17 protein-coding genes are annotated in these 15,082 nt (G+C 53.9%); 9 read left to right on the top strand and 8 right to left on the bottom strand.

Going from position 1 to position 15,082, the window contains the following annotated elements; translation table 11 throughout:
- Positions 1-19 precede the first annotated feature (19 nt).
- From EK22_RS10840 to EK22_RS10825, 4 genes are all read left to right on the top strand, one after another.
- Positions 20-307: a 2Fe-2S iron-sulfur cluster-binding protein gene (locus EK22_RS10840; protein WP_020159816.1), complete on the top strand. Its 288-nt coding sequence runs from the start codon at positions 20-22 to the stop codon at positions 305-307.
- Between the two features lie 53 nt (positions 308-360).
- Positions 361-711, top strand: a complete 351-nt coding sequence (locus tag EK22_RS10835) for a 2Fe-2S iron-sulfur cluster-binding protein (protein WP_036250900.1) — start codon at positions 361-363, stop codon at positions 709-711.
- An 11-nt stretch (positions 712-722) separates the two neighbouring features.
- The gene (locus tag EK22_RS10830) at positions 723-1,289 is read left to right on the top strand and encodes a nitrogen fixation protein NifQ (protein ID WP_369798210.1); all 567 of its coding nucleotides are present in this window, start codon (positions 723-725) and stop codon (positions 1,287-1,289) included.
- Positions 1,290-1,695: 406 nt separating this feature from the next.
- The gene (locus EK22_RS10825; protein WP_036250897.1) at positions 1,696-1,878 is read left to right on the top strand and encodes a hypothetical protein; all 183 of its coding nucleotides are present in this window, start codon (positions 1,696-1,698) and stop codon (positions 1,876-1,878) included.
- A 73-nt stretch (positions 1,879-1,951) separates the two neighbouring features.
- Here the strand turns inward: EK22_RS10825 and EK22_RS10820 are convergent, their stop codons facing one another.
- The 4 genes from EK22_RS10820 to EK22_RS10805 all read right to left on the bottom strand — a co-directional run bounded on the left by EK22_RS10820 (position 1,952) and on the right by EK22_RS10805 (position 5,968).
- A complete protein-coding gene (locus EK22_RS10820) occupies positions 1,952-3,394 on the bottom strand; it encodes an aspartate kinase (RefSeq protein ID WP_020159820.1) in 1,443 nt (480 codons plus the stop codon).
- A gap of 212 nt (positions 3,395-3,606) precedes the next feature.
- Positions 3,607-3,822, bottom strand: a complete 216-nt coding sequence (locus EK22_RS10815; protein ID WP_152565079.1) for a hypothetical protein — start codon at positions 3,820-3,822, stop codon at positions 3,607-3,609.
- 239 nt (positions 3,823-4,061) lie between these two features.
- Positions 4,062-4,499, bottom strand: a complete 438-nt coding sequence (locus tag EK22_RS10810) for an NUDIX domain-containing protein (RefSeq protein ID WP_020159823.1) — start codon at positions 4,497-4,499, stop codon at positions 4,062-4,064.
- A gap of 437 nt (positions 4,500-4,936) precedes the next feature.
- Positions 4,937-5,968, bottom strand: coding sequence for a DUF3053 family protein (locus EK22_RS10805; RefSeq protein WP_020159824.1), 1,032 nt, complete (start codon positions 5,966-5,968; stop codon positions 4,937-4,939).
- A 776-nt stretch (positions 5,969-6,744) separates the two neighbouring features.
- On the opposite strand from EK22_RS10805, the gene EK22_RS10795 reads away from it, so the two are divergent.
- The 3 genes from EK22_RS10795 to EK22_RS10785 all read left to right on the top strand — a co-directional run bounded on the left by EK22_RS10795 (position 6,745) and on the right by EK22_RS10785 (position 10,556).
- A complete protein-coding gene (locus EK22_RS10795) occupies positions 6,745-8,607 on the top strand; it encodes a M48 family metallopeptidase (protein WP_036250892.1) in 1,863 nt (620 codons plus the stop codon).
- Between the two features lie 392 nt (positions 8,608-8,999).
- Complete coding sequence (locus tag EK22_RS10790; RefSeq protein WP_036250889.1) at positions 9,000-9,341, top strand: hypothetical protein; 342 nt, start codon at positions 9,000-9,002, stop codon at positions 9,339-9,341.
- 216 nt (positions 9,342-9,557) lie between these two features.
- On the top strand, positions 9,558-10,556 hold the full coding sequence (locus tag EK22_RS10785; RefSeq protein ID WP_036250886.1) for a hypothetical protein: 999 nt from the start codon (positions 9,558-9,560) through the stop codon (positions 10,554-10,556).
- 22 nt (positions 10,557-10,578) lie between these two features.
- Here the strand turns inward: EK22_RS10785 and EK22_RS10780 are convergent, their stop codons facing one another.
- Genes EK22_RS10780 through EK22_RS10770 form a run of 3 tightly spaced genes read right to left on the bottom strand, consistent with a single transcriptional unit; the run spans position 10,579 to position 12,898 of the window.
- On the bottom strand, positions 10,579-11,544 hold the full coding sequence (locus EK22_RS10780) for a ribose-phosphate diphosphokinase (protein WP_235209292.1): 966 nt from the start codon (positions 11,542-11,544) through the stop codon (positions 10,579-10,581).
- Between the two features lie 11 nt (positions 11,545-11,555).
- Complete coding sequence (locus tag EK22_RS10775) at positions 11,556-12,224, bottom strand: dienelactone hydrolase family protein (protein ID WP_036250881.1); 669 nt, start codon at positions 12,222-12,224, stop codon at positions 11,556-11,558.
- On the bottom strand, positions 12,221-12,898 hold the full coding sequence (locus tag EK22_RS10770) for a phosphoribosyltransferase (RefSeq protein ID WP_036250879.1): 678 nt from the start codon (positions 12,896-12,898) through the stop codon (positions 12,221-12,223). The genes EK22_RS10775 and EK22_RS10770 overlap by 4 nt, the downstream gene beginning before the upstream one ends.
- A 166-nt stretch (positions 12,899-13,064) precedes the next feature.
- Here EK22_RS10770 and EK22_RS10765 point away from each other — a divergent pair, with 166 nt between their 5' ends.
- Both EK22_RS10765 and EK22_RS10760 read left to right on the top strand, forming a co-directional pair.
- Entirely contained in the window at positions 13,065-14,342 is a 1,278-nt protein-coding gene (locus tag EK22_RS10765; protein WP_081917849.1) for a CapA family protein, read from the top strand.
- Positions 14,343-14,489: 147 nt separating this feature from the next.
- Positions 14,490-14,708, top strand: a complete 219-nt coding sequence (locus EK22_RS10760) for a TraR/DksA C4-type zinc finger protein (RefSeq protein WP_036250877.1) — start codon at positions 14,490-14,492, stop codon at positions 14,706-14,708.
- A gap of 98 nt (positions 14,709-14,806) precedes the next feature.
- Here EK22_RS10760 and EK22_RS10755 read toward each other — a convergent pair.
- On the bottom strand, positions 14,807-15,082 hold a 276-nt coding region (locus tag EK22_RS10755), incomplete at its 5' end, for a hypothetical protein (protein ID WP_036250874.1).

Genomic DNA, 15,082 nt, shown 5'->3' with positions numbered 1-15,082 from the left:
ACATTAAAGAGATACCACCATGGCGAAAGCAAGCATAACGTTTGAAGACATCAATATCACCGTATCGGCGCCGGCCGGCACCCGGATTATCGAAATCTCGGAAAAAGTCGGTTCCGGCATTACCTACGGCTGCCGCGAAGGCGATTGCGGCACCTGCATCATGAAAGTCACCGACGGCTGGAACAATCTGACCGAACCATCAGTGTTGGAGGACAAGGTCCTGCGCGAAAACATGGCCGGCAAGCATAACCGCCTGGCTTGTCAGGCTCAGGTCCTGAGCGGGAAAATCTCCGTCAAGCCGGTATGAACGGATCCGTCCGTAAATCGTGATAATCAACTCAATTTTTAAGGAAACGTGTTATGGCCTTAGTTACTTTTTCAAGCCCTGAATACCGGGACAAAACCGTCTATGCTGTCGCTGGCAGCCATACCCAAACCGTGCTGAAACTGGCGCGGGAAAACAAAATTCCGATCAATTTTGAATGCGAAGACGGCGAATGCGGCACTTGTCTGGTTAAAGTCAGCAGTATCGATAAAAAACTCGAGCGCATGGGCGGCCCTTTAACGGAAAAGGAAAAAACCGTATTAAGGCAATCCGGCAAAATCACCAAGGAAGAGCTGGAGCAGATGATCGTCGATGACCTGCCATCGCCCTGGCGTCTGGCCTGTCAGATGATCGTTCGCGATGAAGACATTCTGGTCGAATATTGATGATGGCTGCCATGCCCCGGCTCCAGGATGACAGGGAAAGGTTGTATTCCCGGCTGAAATCGCAAGCGATAGCGACGCCCAACCACGAATGGCTGGCCTGCATCGTGGCCAGCTGGTGTGCCGGTGCAAGCGCCTTGCCCGACTATCTGGGCCTTGAGCCCTTGCAGTTTAACGAACTGGTCGGCCACTTTTTTCCGGATTGCGACGTGCCCGAACAGGCGCCTTCGGGCATACGGCCGGATTTCAGCCGCATGCTGGAACGGGACGATCTGGTCAATCTGCTTAAGCAATACAGTCAGGCCTACACCTTTGAAAACAACTGTATCATTTCCATTATCGTGGCCGGGTGCCTGGGCAGCGATCACTTGTGGCAGGATTTGGGGTTATGGAGCCGCGGCCAGTTGAGCGACATGCTGGGCTACAATTTTCCCGGGCTGGCCGCCAAAAACGACAAGGACATGAAATGGAAAAAATTCCTGTATAAACAGCTCTGCGAGGCGGAAGGCCTGTACCTTTGCCGCGCGCCGTCCTGTGATGTCTGTGCCGATTATGCCAAGTGCTACGGTCCTGAAGACTGAGCAATCGATTCGCCTGAATATTTCACCACGAACGACTACAGGAACAGGAAATGACCCCGTCATTTCTCTGCATTCACCCCATCCATGGGGATTATGCAGGAGGTAGGTAGAAAACTGCTCCTGCTCACGCTAAGTACCTACATCCCTGTAGGCAACGCAGGAGCAGCGTAGCGGTGTGTCGAGGACGCGAAGGCTTTGAAATATGCTTTCGCTTGCTGCCGTAAAGGAGACTGCTGATAGAAGGCGCTCCCGCACGCTATCCCTACCGGCCTCGCGCCAAAAATAGACTTTCAACAAATGCCGCATTTATCGTAGACTTTTGCCTGTTGGAGATAACCTCTTACAGCAGGCGGCCTGCCTGCTAAACCGATCAATAACCCGTTCTGACCTTTTGGAGCGATAAATAGTGGACAGAGAGAATTTACAGACAAAATTAGCGGAATTGCTGCCGATGATCGAGTCTTTCCGGTTCGACGAACAATATGACAACGAAGAGCTTTACACCACGCTCAACATCTTGGAAGCCGATATCCGGTCGGTATTGAAAATACTGGCCAATCCCAAGCCCAACCCCTTCATGGTGATCTAACGCGCCGCCGCGTAACGCGCCTTTTCCGGTGCGTTACACCCACCCGCCGATAGCCGCAACGGCGGCAATGGCGCTATGAGGCAAGACAGATGGCCCGACCATGATCATGGACCTCAACCAGGCAGCTATGCAGACTTTTAATCGCCTGTTCATAATCATCGACATTGATAATAAACTGCATATCGACTTGGCGCATGGATTGATGCATGGCCAACACACTGATATTGTGGCTGGCTAAAGCCCCCACTGTTTTGGCCAGAATGCCAGGCACTTGCATATCGCTGCCGATTGCCGAAACGATGGCCACTTTCTGCTGGTCGATTTCCGAGTCAGGAAATGCCTCTTCAAGCACCCGTCGAATCCGTTCTATCGTTTTCAGGTTCGTGGACAGATAATGCGTAATGGTGTTGGCATTAATGTCCTTGGCAATGATACTGGCGTTGAAGCGGCGTATCGCGGTCAGGATTTCGCGATCGTATCGATCAATATTACCCGCCATGTCCTGATCGAAAATTTCCAGGGCATAAGCGCTTTTGCAACCAGCGATAATTTCCACGCACGGGGTATCGCTGACGTAGTCACCGGTAATCAATGTGCCGCTGTGGTCCGGTTCAAACGTATTTTTGACGCGCAAAGGAATATTGTTCCGGCGAAGCCCCTTGGCAGCCTTGGGGTGTATCGCCTCCATTCCCAGGTTAGCCAACTGGTCCGCGACATCATAGTTAGTGCGGCCAATGGGAACCGTGTTTTCTTCACCTACCACCCGCGGGTCGGCACTGCTCAGGTGAAACTCCTTGTGTATGACGGCTTCCTGGGCCTGGGTCAATACCGCAATCCGGCTGAATGTCATTTCGCTGTAGCCCCGGTCGAAACTGGACATCAAACCCTCCTCACTGTGCGCATAGCCGGTGACGATGGGCAGTTGGGTATCGAAATCAAGCCCTTCAAAAGCCAACTGAATATGATCGTCCAAAGCAAAATGCCGCGTGGATCTCCAACCCGTTAAATCAATGAAACAAGCATTAACCCCGTCACATTTTAACAGCTGCGCCATGTTCCAGGCGCTATGCGCTTCGCCGATACTGGCAAGCATTTCCCGGACTGTAGCCAGGTGAGAATCCAGGGCAAAATGGCCATGCTGGCAGAGACGATGCAGGTCCGTTAAACAGCGTTCGGCATCATCGAGTCGTTCGCCGATAAAGGCATCAGCTTGCGCCAGCAGGTCGCCGTTTTCAAAGAGAGCGGCATTAATGCCTTGCATTTTTGCTCTTAAAGTCTGCAGCGCTTGACGCCAGCCATCATCGTCATCATTGTTGGCGAACAAGGAAAAAACGCCGGGTTGCCCTGTTTTTTTATGCTCCAGCAGGTCGTTGGTGACCCCGGCATAGGCCGAAACAACAAAGATGCGCTGATAAGGCTGGGCGCTTCGTGTGGGTTTGAAAATAATGTTGTCGCGTACCGCGGCATAATTGCTCATGGAGGTGCCGCCAATTTTTTCTACACTATGAAAATTCATGTTGCTGTTCTCTTGGTTCCTTTTGTGCGGGTTACTGATAATCGTGTTCGGAAAGGGCTTTACTGTAGTGGCGCAAAACGCTGGCGAAACCCATGGTGGCCAGGGGGGCGCGCAAAAACTCACCCGTCCGGTGGCTCGGCTGTCGCGGCTTTAAAGCGTCTGTAGAAAAATAAGGAAGCTAAAAAACCACAGGTAATCCAACCTGTCATTAGTTAGTTGGCGGCAAGCCCGGCGTTACGGGTATAACCGGTGCCGCCGATAATTATAGGAATGATGTTGCCTGTTGCCATCGTGGATAAGGCTGCCAGCCTGGGTTTGATACGGGCGCCGGCGGGGTGAGGGTTTTGCGCGATATCGCGGTTTTGCCTGACGGACAATAAGTCCGGCACAGCAGATACAAATAAAGAGCGGACAAAGAAAATAATCATAATTGCAATCTGGGTGAAACCCACGCCCACTAAGGGTTGTAGGCGTACGCAGCGGAGTCTGTAGTTCCTTGTTTAAAATATTTTATTTATCAATATGTTACAGTACAAGCTTGGCTGTTTCAAATTTTAAGGGGCAATTAAGGCCGCATTCGGTCGGAATTTAAAGTGCTTACCACCCACTTCATGGGGGTCAAAAATGCCGCCGTGCAAGGTTCCGATCAGTGCTTTGCGACCGCTTCCTATAGCCGCAACGGCGCGACCTGGCCGGTCAGACGGTAATTACGGTAATCATCCAGCACCATCGCATGATCGAAAGCCAGTTCGGCGGGAAGGTTGTCGAATGTAAAAATCCCGCAGTTTTTGGCATCGTCCGCCGCCACGGGCGTGCCGTGCGCTTCGGCGACATAACAGGCCGTCACGGTATGATTGCGTGGATCGCGCTTGGGATTGGAATAGAGACCTAACAAAGCCGTCAGCCGGATATCGAGGCTGATTTCCTCCTTCGCCTCGCGTATGGCGGCATGCTCCATGGTTTCGCCGACATCGACAAACCCGCCCGGCACGGCCCAGCCATAAGGCGGATTGGCACGCTCAATCAAAACAAACGGCCGTCCGGGCAGATCGATCAGTTCAATCAAGGTATCGGCGGCAAGCAACGGCGTAACGGGTTTGTACATAATGGCTCCTGACAATAAACGATAGTGGATAACGGCCGGCTTGACCGGGCCAATTGGAGAAATGTTGAGTATAAAGCATTCGTAACAAGGGATTAATTTTTGGAGTCGGGGCAGGGGGATGGCGCTTTATACTAATCTGGATATTTCATAAAACCACAGACGACCCCCGGGACAGATATTTGCTCCTCGGCAACTGCTCATGCGTTGCTCTACCTCCTGCATAATCCCCATGGATGGGGTGAATGCAGAGAAATGACGGGATCATTTCCTGTCCATGCAGTCGTCGGCAACTGCTCCTGCGTTGCTCTACCTCCTGCATCCATGCAGTCGTGCTCACGTCCCTTACCTACATCCCTGCAACGCCGAAGAGGGACGGCAAGACAAGTCAGTTGCGGGCGTTATAAAATTCACGTTCCTTAGGTTGACTTATTTGAATTCTAAGTCGCATTTGATGTTTGAGCATTCTGGCGCTTAAAATCTTCTTGTCGGTTCGCTATTTTTTGAATAGCGGAAATGTAAGAATCAAACCTCTCCAGATCATTATCGTTGTTAAATGATATATGCTCACCGTCAATGACCCAAGCCCCTTTTCTTTCGGATAATAAGTCTATTATGTTCTCGAATTCATCGATGATTTTATCTTCCAATGGCAATAATGTATCTAGATCCTTCTTTGCCATTTCCATGCCTTGATTAAAGTTCGATAACATTTTGCTCTTTGTACGTTCGCTAATATTCAAAGCAGCTATTTTTTCATCGAGGTTTCCATAAAGAATATCTGTTTGTTCTTTAAATCTTTTGACATTCTCTCTGGCTTTCCGGATTTTAACTCTACTTTCAGCAAATGTTTTATCTGCTTTTAAGCGATTCATATCCAATAAGCTATCCCATCCAATGGCTTTCGCCTCGAGCAAATAGTCATTCCTCTGTGACACGAATTGATTCAAGAATTCCTTAACGAATCTTTCCATTTCGCCAAACTCGCCATGTGCTTTGGGTATTGTATTTATTGGTTTTTCTATAACTTTAGGCACATTTTGTGAGTCAATCGAGGCGTTAACAAATTCCAAATATTGATTTTGTATTTCTGAATGCGCCCGCATTGCTTCAGAACTATGTTTTAAAAAACCGAAAAAACAACTTAATTCCAGGCAAACAAATATGGCTATGAATGAAAAGCCTTTTATTACGGCTCCTCGCTTTCTGATGATGAGCGCATAGAAAATACCCCATATAATCAATCCATTCACAATGCCATAACTAACCAAGTATCCTAAATTCTCCGGAGATACAATGTTATCCAGGTATTCAAAACTAGCCGTTGGAGTCTTTGCATAGATAAACCCATAGCCAATTATTCCTGCACAAACAAGAGCAAGACAAACAAGAGCGAATGCTATTTTCCAGATAGCATATATTTTTTTCCAGATACTATTATCCGGTTGCTGCAAGGTTTCTATTTTTTCCATAGGATTCTCCTTATTATTGCAAACCTAACGAATGTGATATGTAAACGGCCGCGCAAAAGCGCAACTCCTTCACGGCTTTGTTGATAGAATTAACCGGCTTGTTCAACACCAGCCCATAAACAGGAATTGCCCCCCCCTTATAGACGATGCCCAATGTGAGAATGTTGAGGTTCTTGTCGCCCCACTTGTGCCCCCGGGTATTTCCAGTCCACTCGATCCGGCATTAATCTGCTTTTAGTCGCACTAACGCCAATAGCATTCTAACAAAACAATTCAGTCGGCACTTGCTCCAGCCTAAATGTCCTTTTAGAATCACGCTTCACCTCGTGTTTGGTCGCAGGAGAGTGAAATCGATTAGCGATGGATTTTCAAGTCTTTCCTTGTAGATCAATAAGTTAACTTTTTTGTCGTGTACAGAGAGGAAATTTAAAGAAAAACAAATATGAAAAACTATAAGAGTCTGTCGCATACGCGCTGAATTATTTTAACCCAATTTAATTCTTTGCATTATATGATGCAAAACTGAATTTATAGAGAGCAAGGATGTTGAAAACTATATTGAAACCGATTCCCCTTAACCAGCCGTTCAGGCTGACTGTTGTCCCCGTTGCGCCTGGCAATGTCATCTTACCCTGGTCGCTCAACCCCACGGGCGATGCGAAAATGACAGTAATATTCGATCACTTTTTTATCCCAACAATAAATGAACTCATGAGCAGGAACGTAATGGTCACATGCCATTCTCACGAGGCTCTGAGCGTTAGGCGGGAGGCTCGATGACCAACGAACAGTTTGAAGCCCTGGTCAGCAGGCTTGAGCACCAGGCGCAGAGCAACCCGGGACGTTACCGGTTCAAGGTGTTTTTACTGGCAATGCTTGGCAACGCCTATCTTGGCGTGATGCTGTTATTGATCGTTGTGCTGTTTGGGATGTTGCTCGCATCAGTCATGGTGCTCAAGCTTCTCGCCGTGAAGCTGATCATCATCGTCGGCTTCTTTCTGTGGATGATTCTCAAGGCCCTGTGGGTTAGGATCGATCCGCCGGAGGGGACCGAAATCAAGGCCGGACAGGCGCCTGGGCTGTTCGCCATGATTGGCCGATTGCGCTGCCAGTTGGGCGCGCCGCGCTTTCACCATGTTCTGATCACGGATGATTTCAATGCCGGTGTGGTGCAATCGCCTCGCCTGGGCATCTTCGGCTGGCATCGCAATTACCTGCTGATCGGCCTGCCGCTGATGAAGTCGTTGACCGAGGAGCAGTTCAAGGCGGTGCTCGCGCATGAATTCGGCCATCTGGCCAAGGGGCACGGGCGGATGTCCAACTGGATCTACCGTCAGCGTTTGCGCTGGAGCCGTCTTCTGGCCGTTCTGGATGCCTGCGAGAGTCAGGGCGGCTTTCTCTTCAAGCCCTTTCTGAACTGGTTCGCCCCCTACTTCAATGCCTATTCTTTTCCAATGGCCAGGGCCAATGAATACGAGGCCGATGCCACCTCCGCCAGACTCACCTCGCCGCAGGTGGCTGCCGAAGCCCTTACCAGCGTCAATGTCGTCGGCAGCTATCTGGCTGAGCAATATTGGCCGCAAATCCATAAACAGGCCGATGAACAGCCGATCCCTAACTTCGCTCCTTACTTTGGCATGGGGCAGGGGGTAGCCACGGAACTGGACGAAATATCGACCCAAGAATGGCTGGATCAGGCGATGGCCTTGCAAACAGATTCGGCTGATACCCATCCTGCACTGAGTGACCGTCTGAAGGCGATTAACGAGTCGCCGCGCCTGGCCCTTCCAGGCATAGGGCAGTCCGCCGACCGGCTTCTCGGCTTCGCGTTGAAAGCCATTACCGAAAGTTTTGATCGGCGTTGGAAGGATAATATCCTGCCTTCCTGGCAGAACCGTTATCTGCAGGTTCAGAACGACCGCCGCCAGCTGGCCGAGTTGAACAGGTTATTCGAGAGCGATGCGGAACTGACGGTGCAGGAGGCATATGATCGCGCAAGACTCACCGAAACCACCGGCAATGACTTCGATGATGCACTGGCCCAGTTCCGGGCCCTGCACGAACGCGCCCCGGATGATCCGCTGGTCTGCCTCAGCCTGGGCGCTCGCCTGCTGGGTCGAAATGATGCCGGCGGCTGTAGGTTGATCGAACAGGCTATGCGCCTCGATGAGAACACCATCCTGGAAGGCTGCGAACTGCTGCGCGATTACCACTGGCACAACGGCGGAAAAGAAGAGGCCCAAACCTGGCACCAGCGGCTGCTCGAGCGTTCGCAATTACAGGAGGCAGCCCATAAAGAGCGCAACCAATTATTGCTGACCGACCGCTTCGAGCACCATGGGCTTTCTGATGCCGAAGCCGCTGAACTGCGCGCCGCACTGGCAGCCATACCCGGCTTGCGCAAGGTTTACTTCGTAAGAAAGCGCGTCAAGTACCTCATGCATCTGCCCTGCTATGTGTTGGGTTATCGCGTCACCCGTTTCTTTCAGTTGCATAGCCAGCGGCGTTCGGCAGAGGTCTTGCAGCGGATTCAGGAATCGGTGCCTTTTCCGGGCGAGACAATACTCATCAGCGTGGAGGGCGAAAACTACCGGTTCGGCAGGAAGTTCCGATGGATGCGAAGATCAAGGATTCTGTGACTCCGACACAAGAGTTCAGCCGGCTTGCGGACATGCCGCTCATTGGATTTAGCCTGAAACTGGCTGTAAACAACCGATGATTTAGCCGTCTGATGCATTCTGTCGGTCCGGCTGCAGAGGACGCGGAGAAAATAATGCAAGTTGTTGAAAACTCCTGCCGGACGGGGCATATTGTCCCGTTTAAAACGTTTGATACTGTTTAATCGCAGCCGCCTGGCTCAGATATCGCTGGAACGTTAGGGGCGGGGTTGCAAACGCTTTCCCGCTTCAGTACTGTGGCTGACGATTACTTCCTGCCAATGCCGGAGACGCATTGCAGCTCCCAGTACCTAATTGATGCATGGGCACGGTTGAACCAAGTGGTTAAACATTAATAATAAGGAAAACATGTTATGAACGAATTCACAGAAACAGCCGGACGCCCAATCGCAATAACAATCATCTGTGTGCTTGGCTTCATAGGGGCATTGTTAGCGGTGCCTATGATTTTCTCACCGGTAGCGCAGCAAATCGGCTCCTGGTATCCAATCTACATAGGCCTTACCTCTCTTATAGGGCTAGTGTGCATGATCGGCTTGTGGATGATGAAAAAATGGGCTGTTTATACCTATACAGGTTTAGTGGCGCTCAACCAGATTGTTTTGCTTGCCATGGGACTATGGAGCAGCATGGCACTGCTTATGCCGGCAGTTGTTATATTTTTTGGGCTAAAGCATGTATCCAAAATGTCATGATCAAACTCAGAAGCCGGGTTGATAACCCCGGCGATTCCTTGTTCAGATAGCCGGGGATACAGCAAATCTCCAACTCCGGCTATCTCCAGGGCAGCACTTTCCCTTCAGCCCCTTGTCTTAACAGTAATTAATGATACCGGAGGCGAACAATGAAACGCATAGTGAGGTATTCGAACCCGGCTTACTGAATGCGGTCGCTACAGGAAAACATGCACCATGCATATTGATGAAAAAGTAGCCTTTCTCCGGCAACCGGACAGCTATCCGGACAAGCCGGCGCGCGTCGAGGTCGTCAAAACCCATATGTCCTGGGTTTTTCTGACAGAAAGGCTGGTTTACAAGCTGAAGAAACCCGTTAAGTATGACTACCTGGACTTCAGCACCCTGGAAGCCCGGCACAAGAACTGCGAACGCGAGATACGTCTCAACCGGCGGTTAGCCGGGCACGTTTATCTCGGCACCGTGCCGCTCACGCTGGAAGCCGATGGCAGCCTGAGGCTGGACGGCGAAGGCCAGGTGGTGGATTGGCTTGTCCGGATGCGCCGCCTGCCTGAAGAGCGCATGCTCGACGTTGCGATTCGTGCGGGAACGGTCGATGCCGAGGATGTGCGGAAGGTGAGCCAGGTGCTGGCCCGTTTCTATCGGGATTCGCCAGCCTTAACGATAAGCCCGGCCGAGTATCGACGCCGGTTCGAGGCGGATATCCAGAGCAACCTGACCGAGTTGAGTGACGCCGGATACGCTTTGCCCGGCGCGCAGGTGGCGCAGCTTGCGGCGGCGCAAAGACGGTTTCTGACGGAACAGGGCCGTCTTCTTGAACAGCGGGCGAGGGACGGGCGCATCATCGATGCGCATGGCGACCTCAGGCCGCAGCATATCTGCTTGCTGCCCGCGCCGGTGATCATCGATTGCCTGGAATTCAACCGGCAGTTCCGCATCCTCGATCCCGTGGACGAATTGGCCTATCTGGCCCTGGAATGCGAGCGTCTCGGCGTGCCGGCTATCGGTGACCAGGTGCTGGCGTACTACACGACAGCGACAGGCGATGCTTGTCCCGCTGAACTGATAGGGTTTTACAAGGCTTTCCGCGCCTGTTTGCGCGCCAAGATCGCGGTATGGCACACCGTGGACCACGACATTCGGGATCATCGGCGTTGGCTCGATCTCGCCGGCTCCTACCTGGCTCTGGCAGAACAGTATGTACGTTGTTGGTGACGTGCTTTTTGCGTCTGACTCGTTACAGGAGTTCCACGAGGGAACCGCTGTTATGGATATGCCAGATGGCATCCGCCAATAGCGGCGACACATCCAGCACCGTCAGCCGGCTGCGCGCCAGTTCCGGGTCGAGCCGGAACGGCGGCAGCGTATTGGTGACCACCAGACTGTCCAGGGCAGGATCGGCCGCGACCTGATCGGCCTTGCCCACGAAAAGGCCGTGGGAGGCGGCGGCATGAACGCTTTGCGCGCCCCGGTCGCGGCAGGCGTGCGCGGTCCGTGCGATCGTGCCGCCGGTGCTGATCATGTCGTCGATGATAATAGCGGTCTTGCCGTTGACATCGCCTACCAGCGCTTCGCCGCTGACGATGCCGGCGCTGCGCTGTTTCTCCATGAAAGCGCTGCCGGCCGGCCGGCTCAAGCGCTGGCTCAGCGCCTCGCGAAACAGTTCCGCCCGCTTGACGCCACCGACGTCGGGCGAGACCACGACCAGCTCGGCATCAGTTATCCGGGCCGCGAAATGCTCGACGAACAGCTTTTTGGCTTCCAGATGGTCCGTGTGGCAACGGAAAGCATTCTGAAAAGCGGCCAGGTTATGCACGTCGAGGGTCAGCACCCGATCGGTTCCCACGGCCTCCAGCAGTTGCGCCATATAGCGGGTGGTCACCGGATCGCGGGTCTTGGTTTTCCGGTCCTTGCGCGCATAGCCGAGGTAGGGCAGGACGGCGGTCACCGTCCGCGCCGAGGCATCCTTCAGGGCGCCGATGAAAAACAGCAGACGGCACAGCTTGTCGTTGACGCTTTTTCCAGGCTCGCTGTACAGCGACTGGATCACGAACACATCGCAGCCGCGCACGCTTTCCAGCGGGCGCGTCTTGTGCTCGCCGTCTTCAAAATCCCGTTCCTCGTGCGGAGTCAGCGGTATGCCGAGCGCGGCGCCGATGCTTGCCCCGAGCGCCCGGGTCTCGCTCAGCGCAAACAGTCGCATCGCGTCGAGATTCATAGGCCGGCCAGATAATGCAGGAACCAGTCGCGCGTGAGCCGCGCGACCTGTTCCAGTTTGCCCGCTTCCTCGAACAGATGCGTGGCGCCGGGAACGATCTCCAGGCGATGTTCAACCGTCAGTTGCCCGGCCGCCTGTTGATTAAGATCGATGACCACAGTATCTTCACCGCCCACGATCAACAGCACGGGCGCCTTAACCTGTGCCAGATGGCGTGCAGCCAGATCCGGCCGGCCGCCGCGCGAAACCATGGCGGCCACCTTGTCGGCGCGCTCAGCGGCGGCGCCCAGTGCCGCGGCCGCGCCGGTGCTGGCCCCGAACAGCCCGATGGGAAACCCGGCTGTCGTCGCATTCCGGCCGGCCCAGTCGATCACGCCAATCAGCCGCTCGGTCAGTAGGTCGATATCGAAGCGAAACTCGCGCGTGCGCAGATCGATGTCTTCCTCGGCCGGGGTCAAGAGATCGAAAAGCAGCGTGGCAAGATCGGCCTCGTTCAAGAATTCTGCCACGAAGCGATTGCGCTGGCTGAACCGGCTGCTGCCGCTGCCATGGGCGAAGATCACCAGGCCCTTCGCATGTTCGGGAACAGTCAGGTAGCCGTCAAGGGAGAGGTCTGCAAATGCCATGTTGATATCGACGGAGAGTGAGGAAGCGGGATGAGTCATGGTTGCTCCATTGGGTTGGGATCGGATTCCATCGCCCAGGCGCGCGCGAGGAACGCTTTGACATCCTCATCGCTGGTCTGGGAAAAATCCTCGTACCAGCGGCCGACGGCCAAAAATGGCTCGGGCGTGGCCAGGCAGACCACCTCATCGGCTTGCTCTTTCAGAATCTCCACCGTATCAGGCGGGGCCACGGGAATGGCGACCACGATAGAGGCTGGTTTGCGTTGCTTCAGGGCGGCGACGGCGGCACGCATGCTGGCCCCGGTGGCCAAGCCATCATCGACCAGAATCAGGCAGCGATCTTCGATGGCGGGAGCGGGATGATCGCCCCGATAGGCCCGTTCGCGCCGCTCCAGTTCCTGCTGCTCTTCTCTGGCGACGGCTTCGATGAGCTCTTGACTGATATTAAACGCCGCCACCAAATCGGAATTGAGCACGCACACGCCGCCGCTGGCGATGGCGCCCATGGCCAGTTCCTCGTTTCCGGGCGTTCCCAGTTTGCGCACCAGCATGATATCCAGCGGCGCGTTGATTGCCTGGGCGACCTCGAAGCCTACCGGAACGCCGCCACGGGGCAGGGCGAGAATTGTCACGTCCGGTCGTTTGGCATACTTATGCAACGCTTGCCCCAGCAAGCGCCCGGCTTGGATTCGATCTTCAAATCGCAGTTTCAAGGCGGTGTCCTGATGTCTACGTAGCGTAAGATTATTCTTATGACCGCCATGCCTTATGGATCTATCCCGACACCCGCGAAACTTATCGGCGCGCTTTTGAACTAATGTTTAACGCTTTTACTGGAGTGACGGGCAATGACGCATCAACCAACCCCTATCGCCGGCGATGAATGATCAGCGGCCAAAGCCGAGAACGCGAAGGGAGTTCCTGAGACTGGCCGGATTCACGGCGCTTGCTTTGGGCGCGATTGAAACGCGTTCGGCGACGGACAGGAAAGCAACGGGATTCGATCAAGGCCTTGAATCATCCGGGACGGGTTCCCGCGCCAACCAAACGATCACACTGTTTCTGTGCGGTGACGTGATGACCGGCCGGGGCATCGACCAGGTACTGCCTCATCCTTCCGTCCCGCGGATTCATGAGTTTTACATGAATTCGGCCCGAGGCTATGTGCAGATCGCCGAGGAAGCCAACGGCCCGATTCCGAAACCGGTCGGTTTCGACTATATCTGGGGGGATGCGCTTGAATCGCTCCGGCGCGTCGCCCCGGATGCCCGCATCATCAACCTTGAAACGGCGGTGACGACCAGTTCCGAATTCTGGCCGGGGAAGGGCATTCATTACCGGATGCACCCGGAAAACATGCCCTGCATTACGGCAGCGGATATCGACTGTTGCGTGCTGGCCAACAATCATGTCCTGGACTGGGGACATGCCGGCTTGAAGGAGACGTTGACCACGCTGGCCGACGCCAGTCTCAAGGTGGCGGGAGCGGGCCGGAACCAGCAGGAAGCCCAGGCGCCGGCGATTATTGACCTGGCAGGGAAAGGCCGCGTGCTGGTGTTCGGTTTCGGCGATGACAGCAGCGGCATTCCCTGGGAGTGGGGCGCCCGCAGCGACAGTCCGGGCGTGAATCTGCTGCCGGATTTATCCGAGCACACGGTGAGCCGTATCGCCGAGCGGATCTCGGGTCTCAAGCGGAAAGGCGATTGTGTGGTGGCCTCGATACACTGGGGCGGCAACTGGGGCTACAAGATATTGCATGCGCACCGGGAATTCGCGCATCGGCTGATAGATCTGGCCCATGTGGACGTGGTGCACGGCCATTCATCGCATCATCCCAAGGGCATCGAGGTCTATCAGGGCAAACCGATCATCTACGGCTGCGGCGACTTTCTGAATGATTATGAGGGCATCTCGGGCTATGAGGAATTCCGGGGCGATCTCTCTTTGATGTACTTTGTCACTCTGGATCCGGCGACAGGCGAGTTGGCCGACTTGATGATGTTGCCCATGCAAATCAAACGCTTCCGGTTGAATCACGCATCGCCCAAAGATGCGCTATGGCTGCAGCAGGTAGTGGACAGGGAAAGCCGGCTGCTGGGCGCGAGGGTCGAGCTGGTCGATAGCGACCGCCGTCTGGCCTTGTCGGTCAGGCACTGAGCACGCAGCGGTTGACAGTTAAACGCTGCAAACTTTAAAGTAATTTTGAAACAGCGGGTTGATTGACGCGTCTAAATGGTGCAAAAAGCTGAACGCTTAAAACAACCTGTTATCAATTCCATAACTTAATTAATAAGTGAAATCAATATGTCATCAGCATGGGCAGGCGGAACCGACGCCATCATTGAGCGCATGGATCAAATGACCACGCTCTTTATCGAAGAAACGCGAAAGTCGATCTATACCGGCGAGTCGGCTGTCGAATGTGAAGAATGCGGTGAGCCGATACCGGAAAGCCGCCGCAAGGCTATTGCCTGCAAGTATTGTCTGGCCTGCCAGACGGCACTGGAAAAAAATGCCAGGTAGCGCCGGGCGCATTCAGTTAATCACTGATGTTACGCAGTAAGTTGAATTCAGATCGGTTTAGCAAGGTGTCGCTAGCGCGACGATTATTTGAATCGGGTTTATCGCACCCGAAGGCGAGTTACTTTCTTTTGCGCGGCCAAAAGAAAGTAACCAAAGAAAAGGCCGCCCGTTGCCGCTTTTCCCTTGCGCTCCTCGCTTTCGACGAGGGTTGCCAAAAGGGACTTCCTGTCCCTTTGGCAACGCGCTGCATCCATGCAGCGCCCCTTCGGGCTGCTCACTCGGCACATCCCTGTGCCTCGCCCTTTGGGTGCGATGCATGCAAATCGGCTATCCTGCCGATTTGTCTCGCCGAAAGCTGCGGTGCTCGGCGCGGC

This window comes from Methylobacter sp. BBA5.1, assembly GCF_000746145.1.
GTDB classification, from domain to species: domain Bacteria; phylum Pseudomonadota; class Gammaproteobacteria; order Methylococcales; family Methylomonadaceae; genus Methylobacter; species Methylobacter marinus.
The sequence above is the reverse complement of the archived record's forward strand: the minus strand, read 5'-3'. Positions and strand labels throughout refer to the sequence as shown.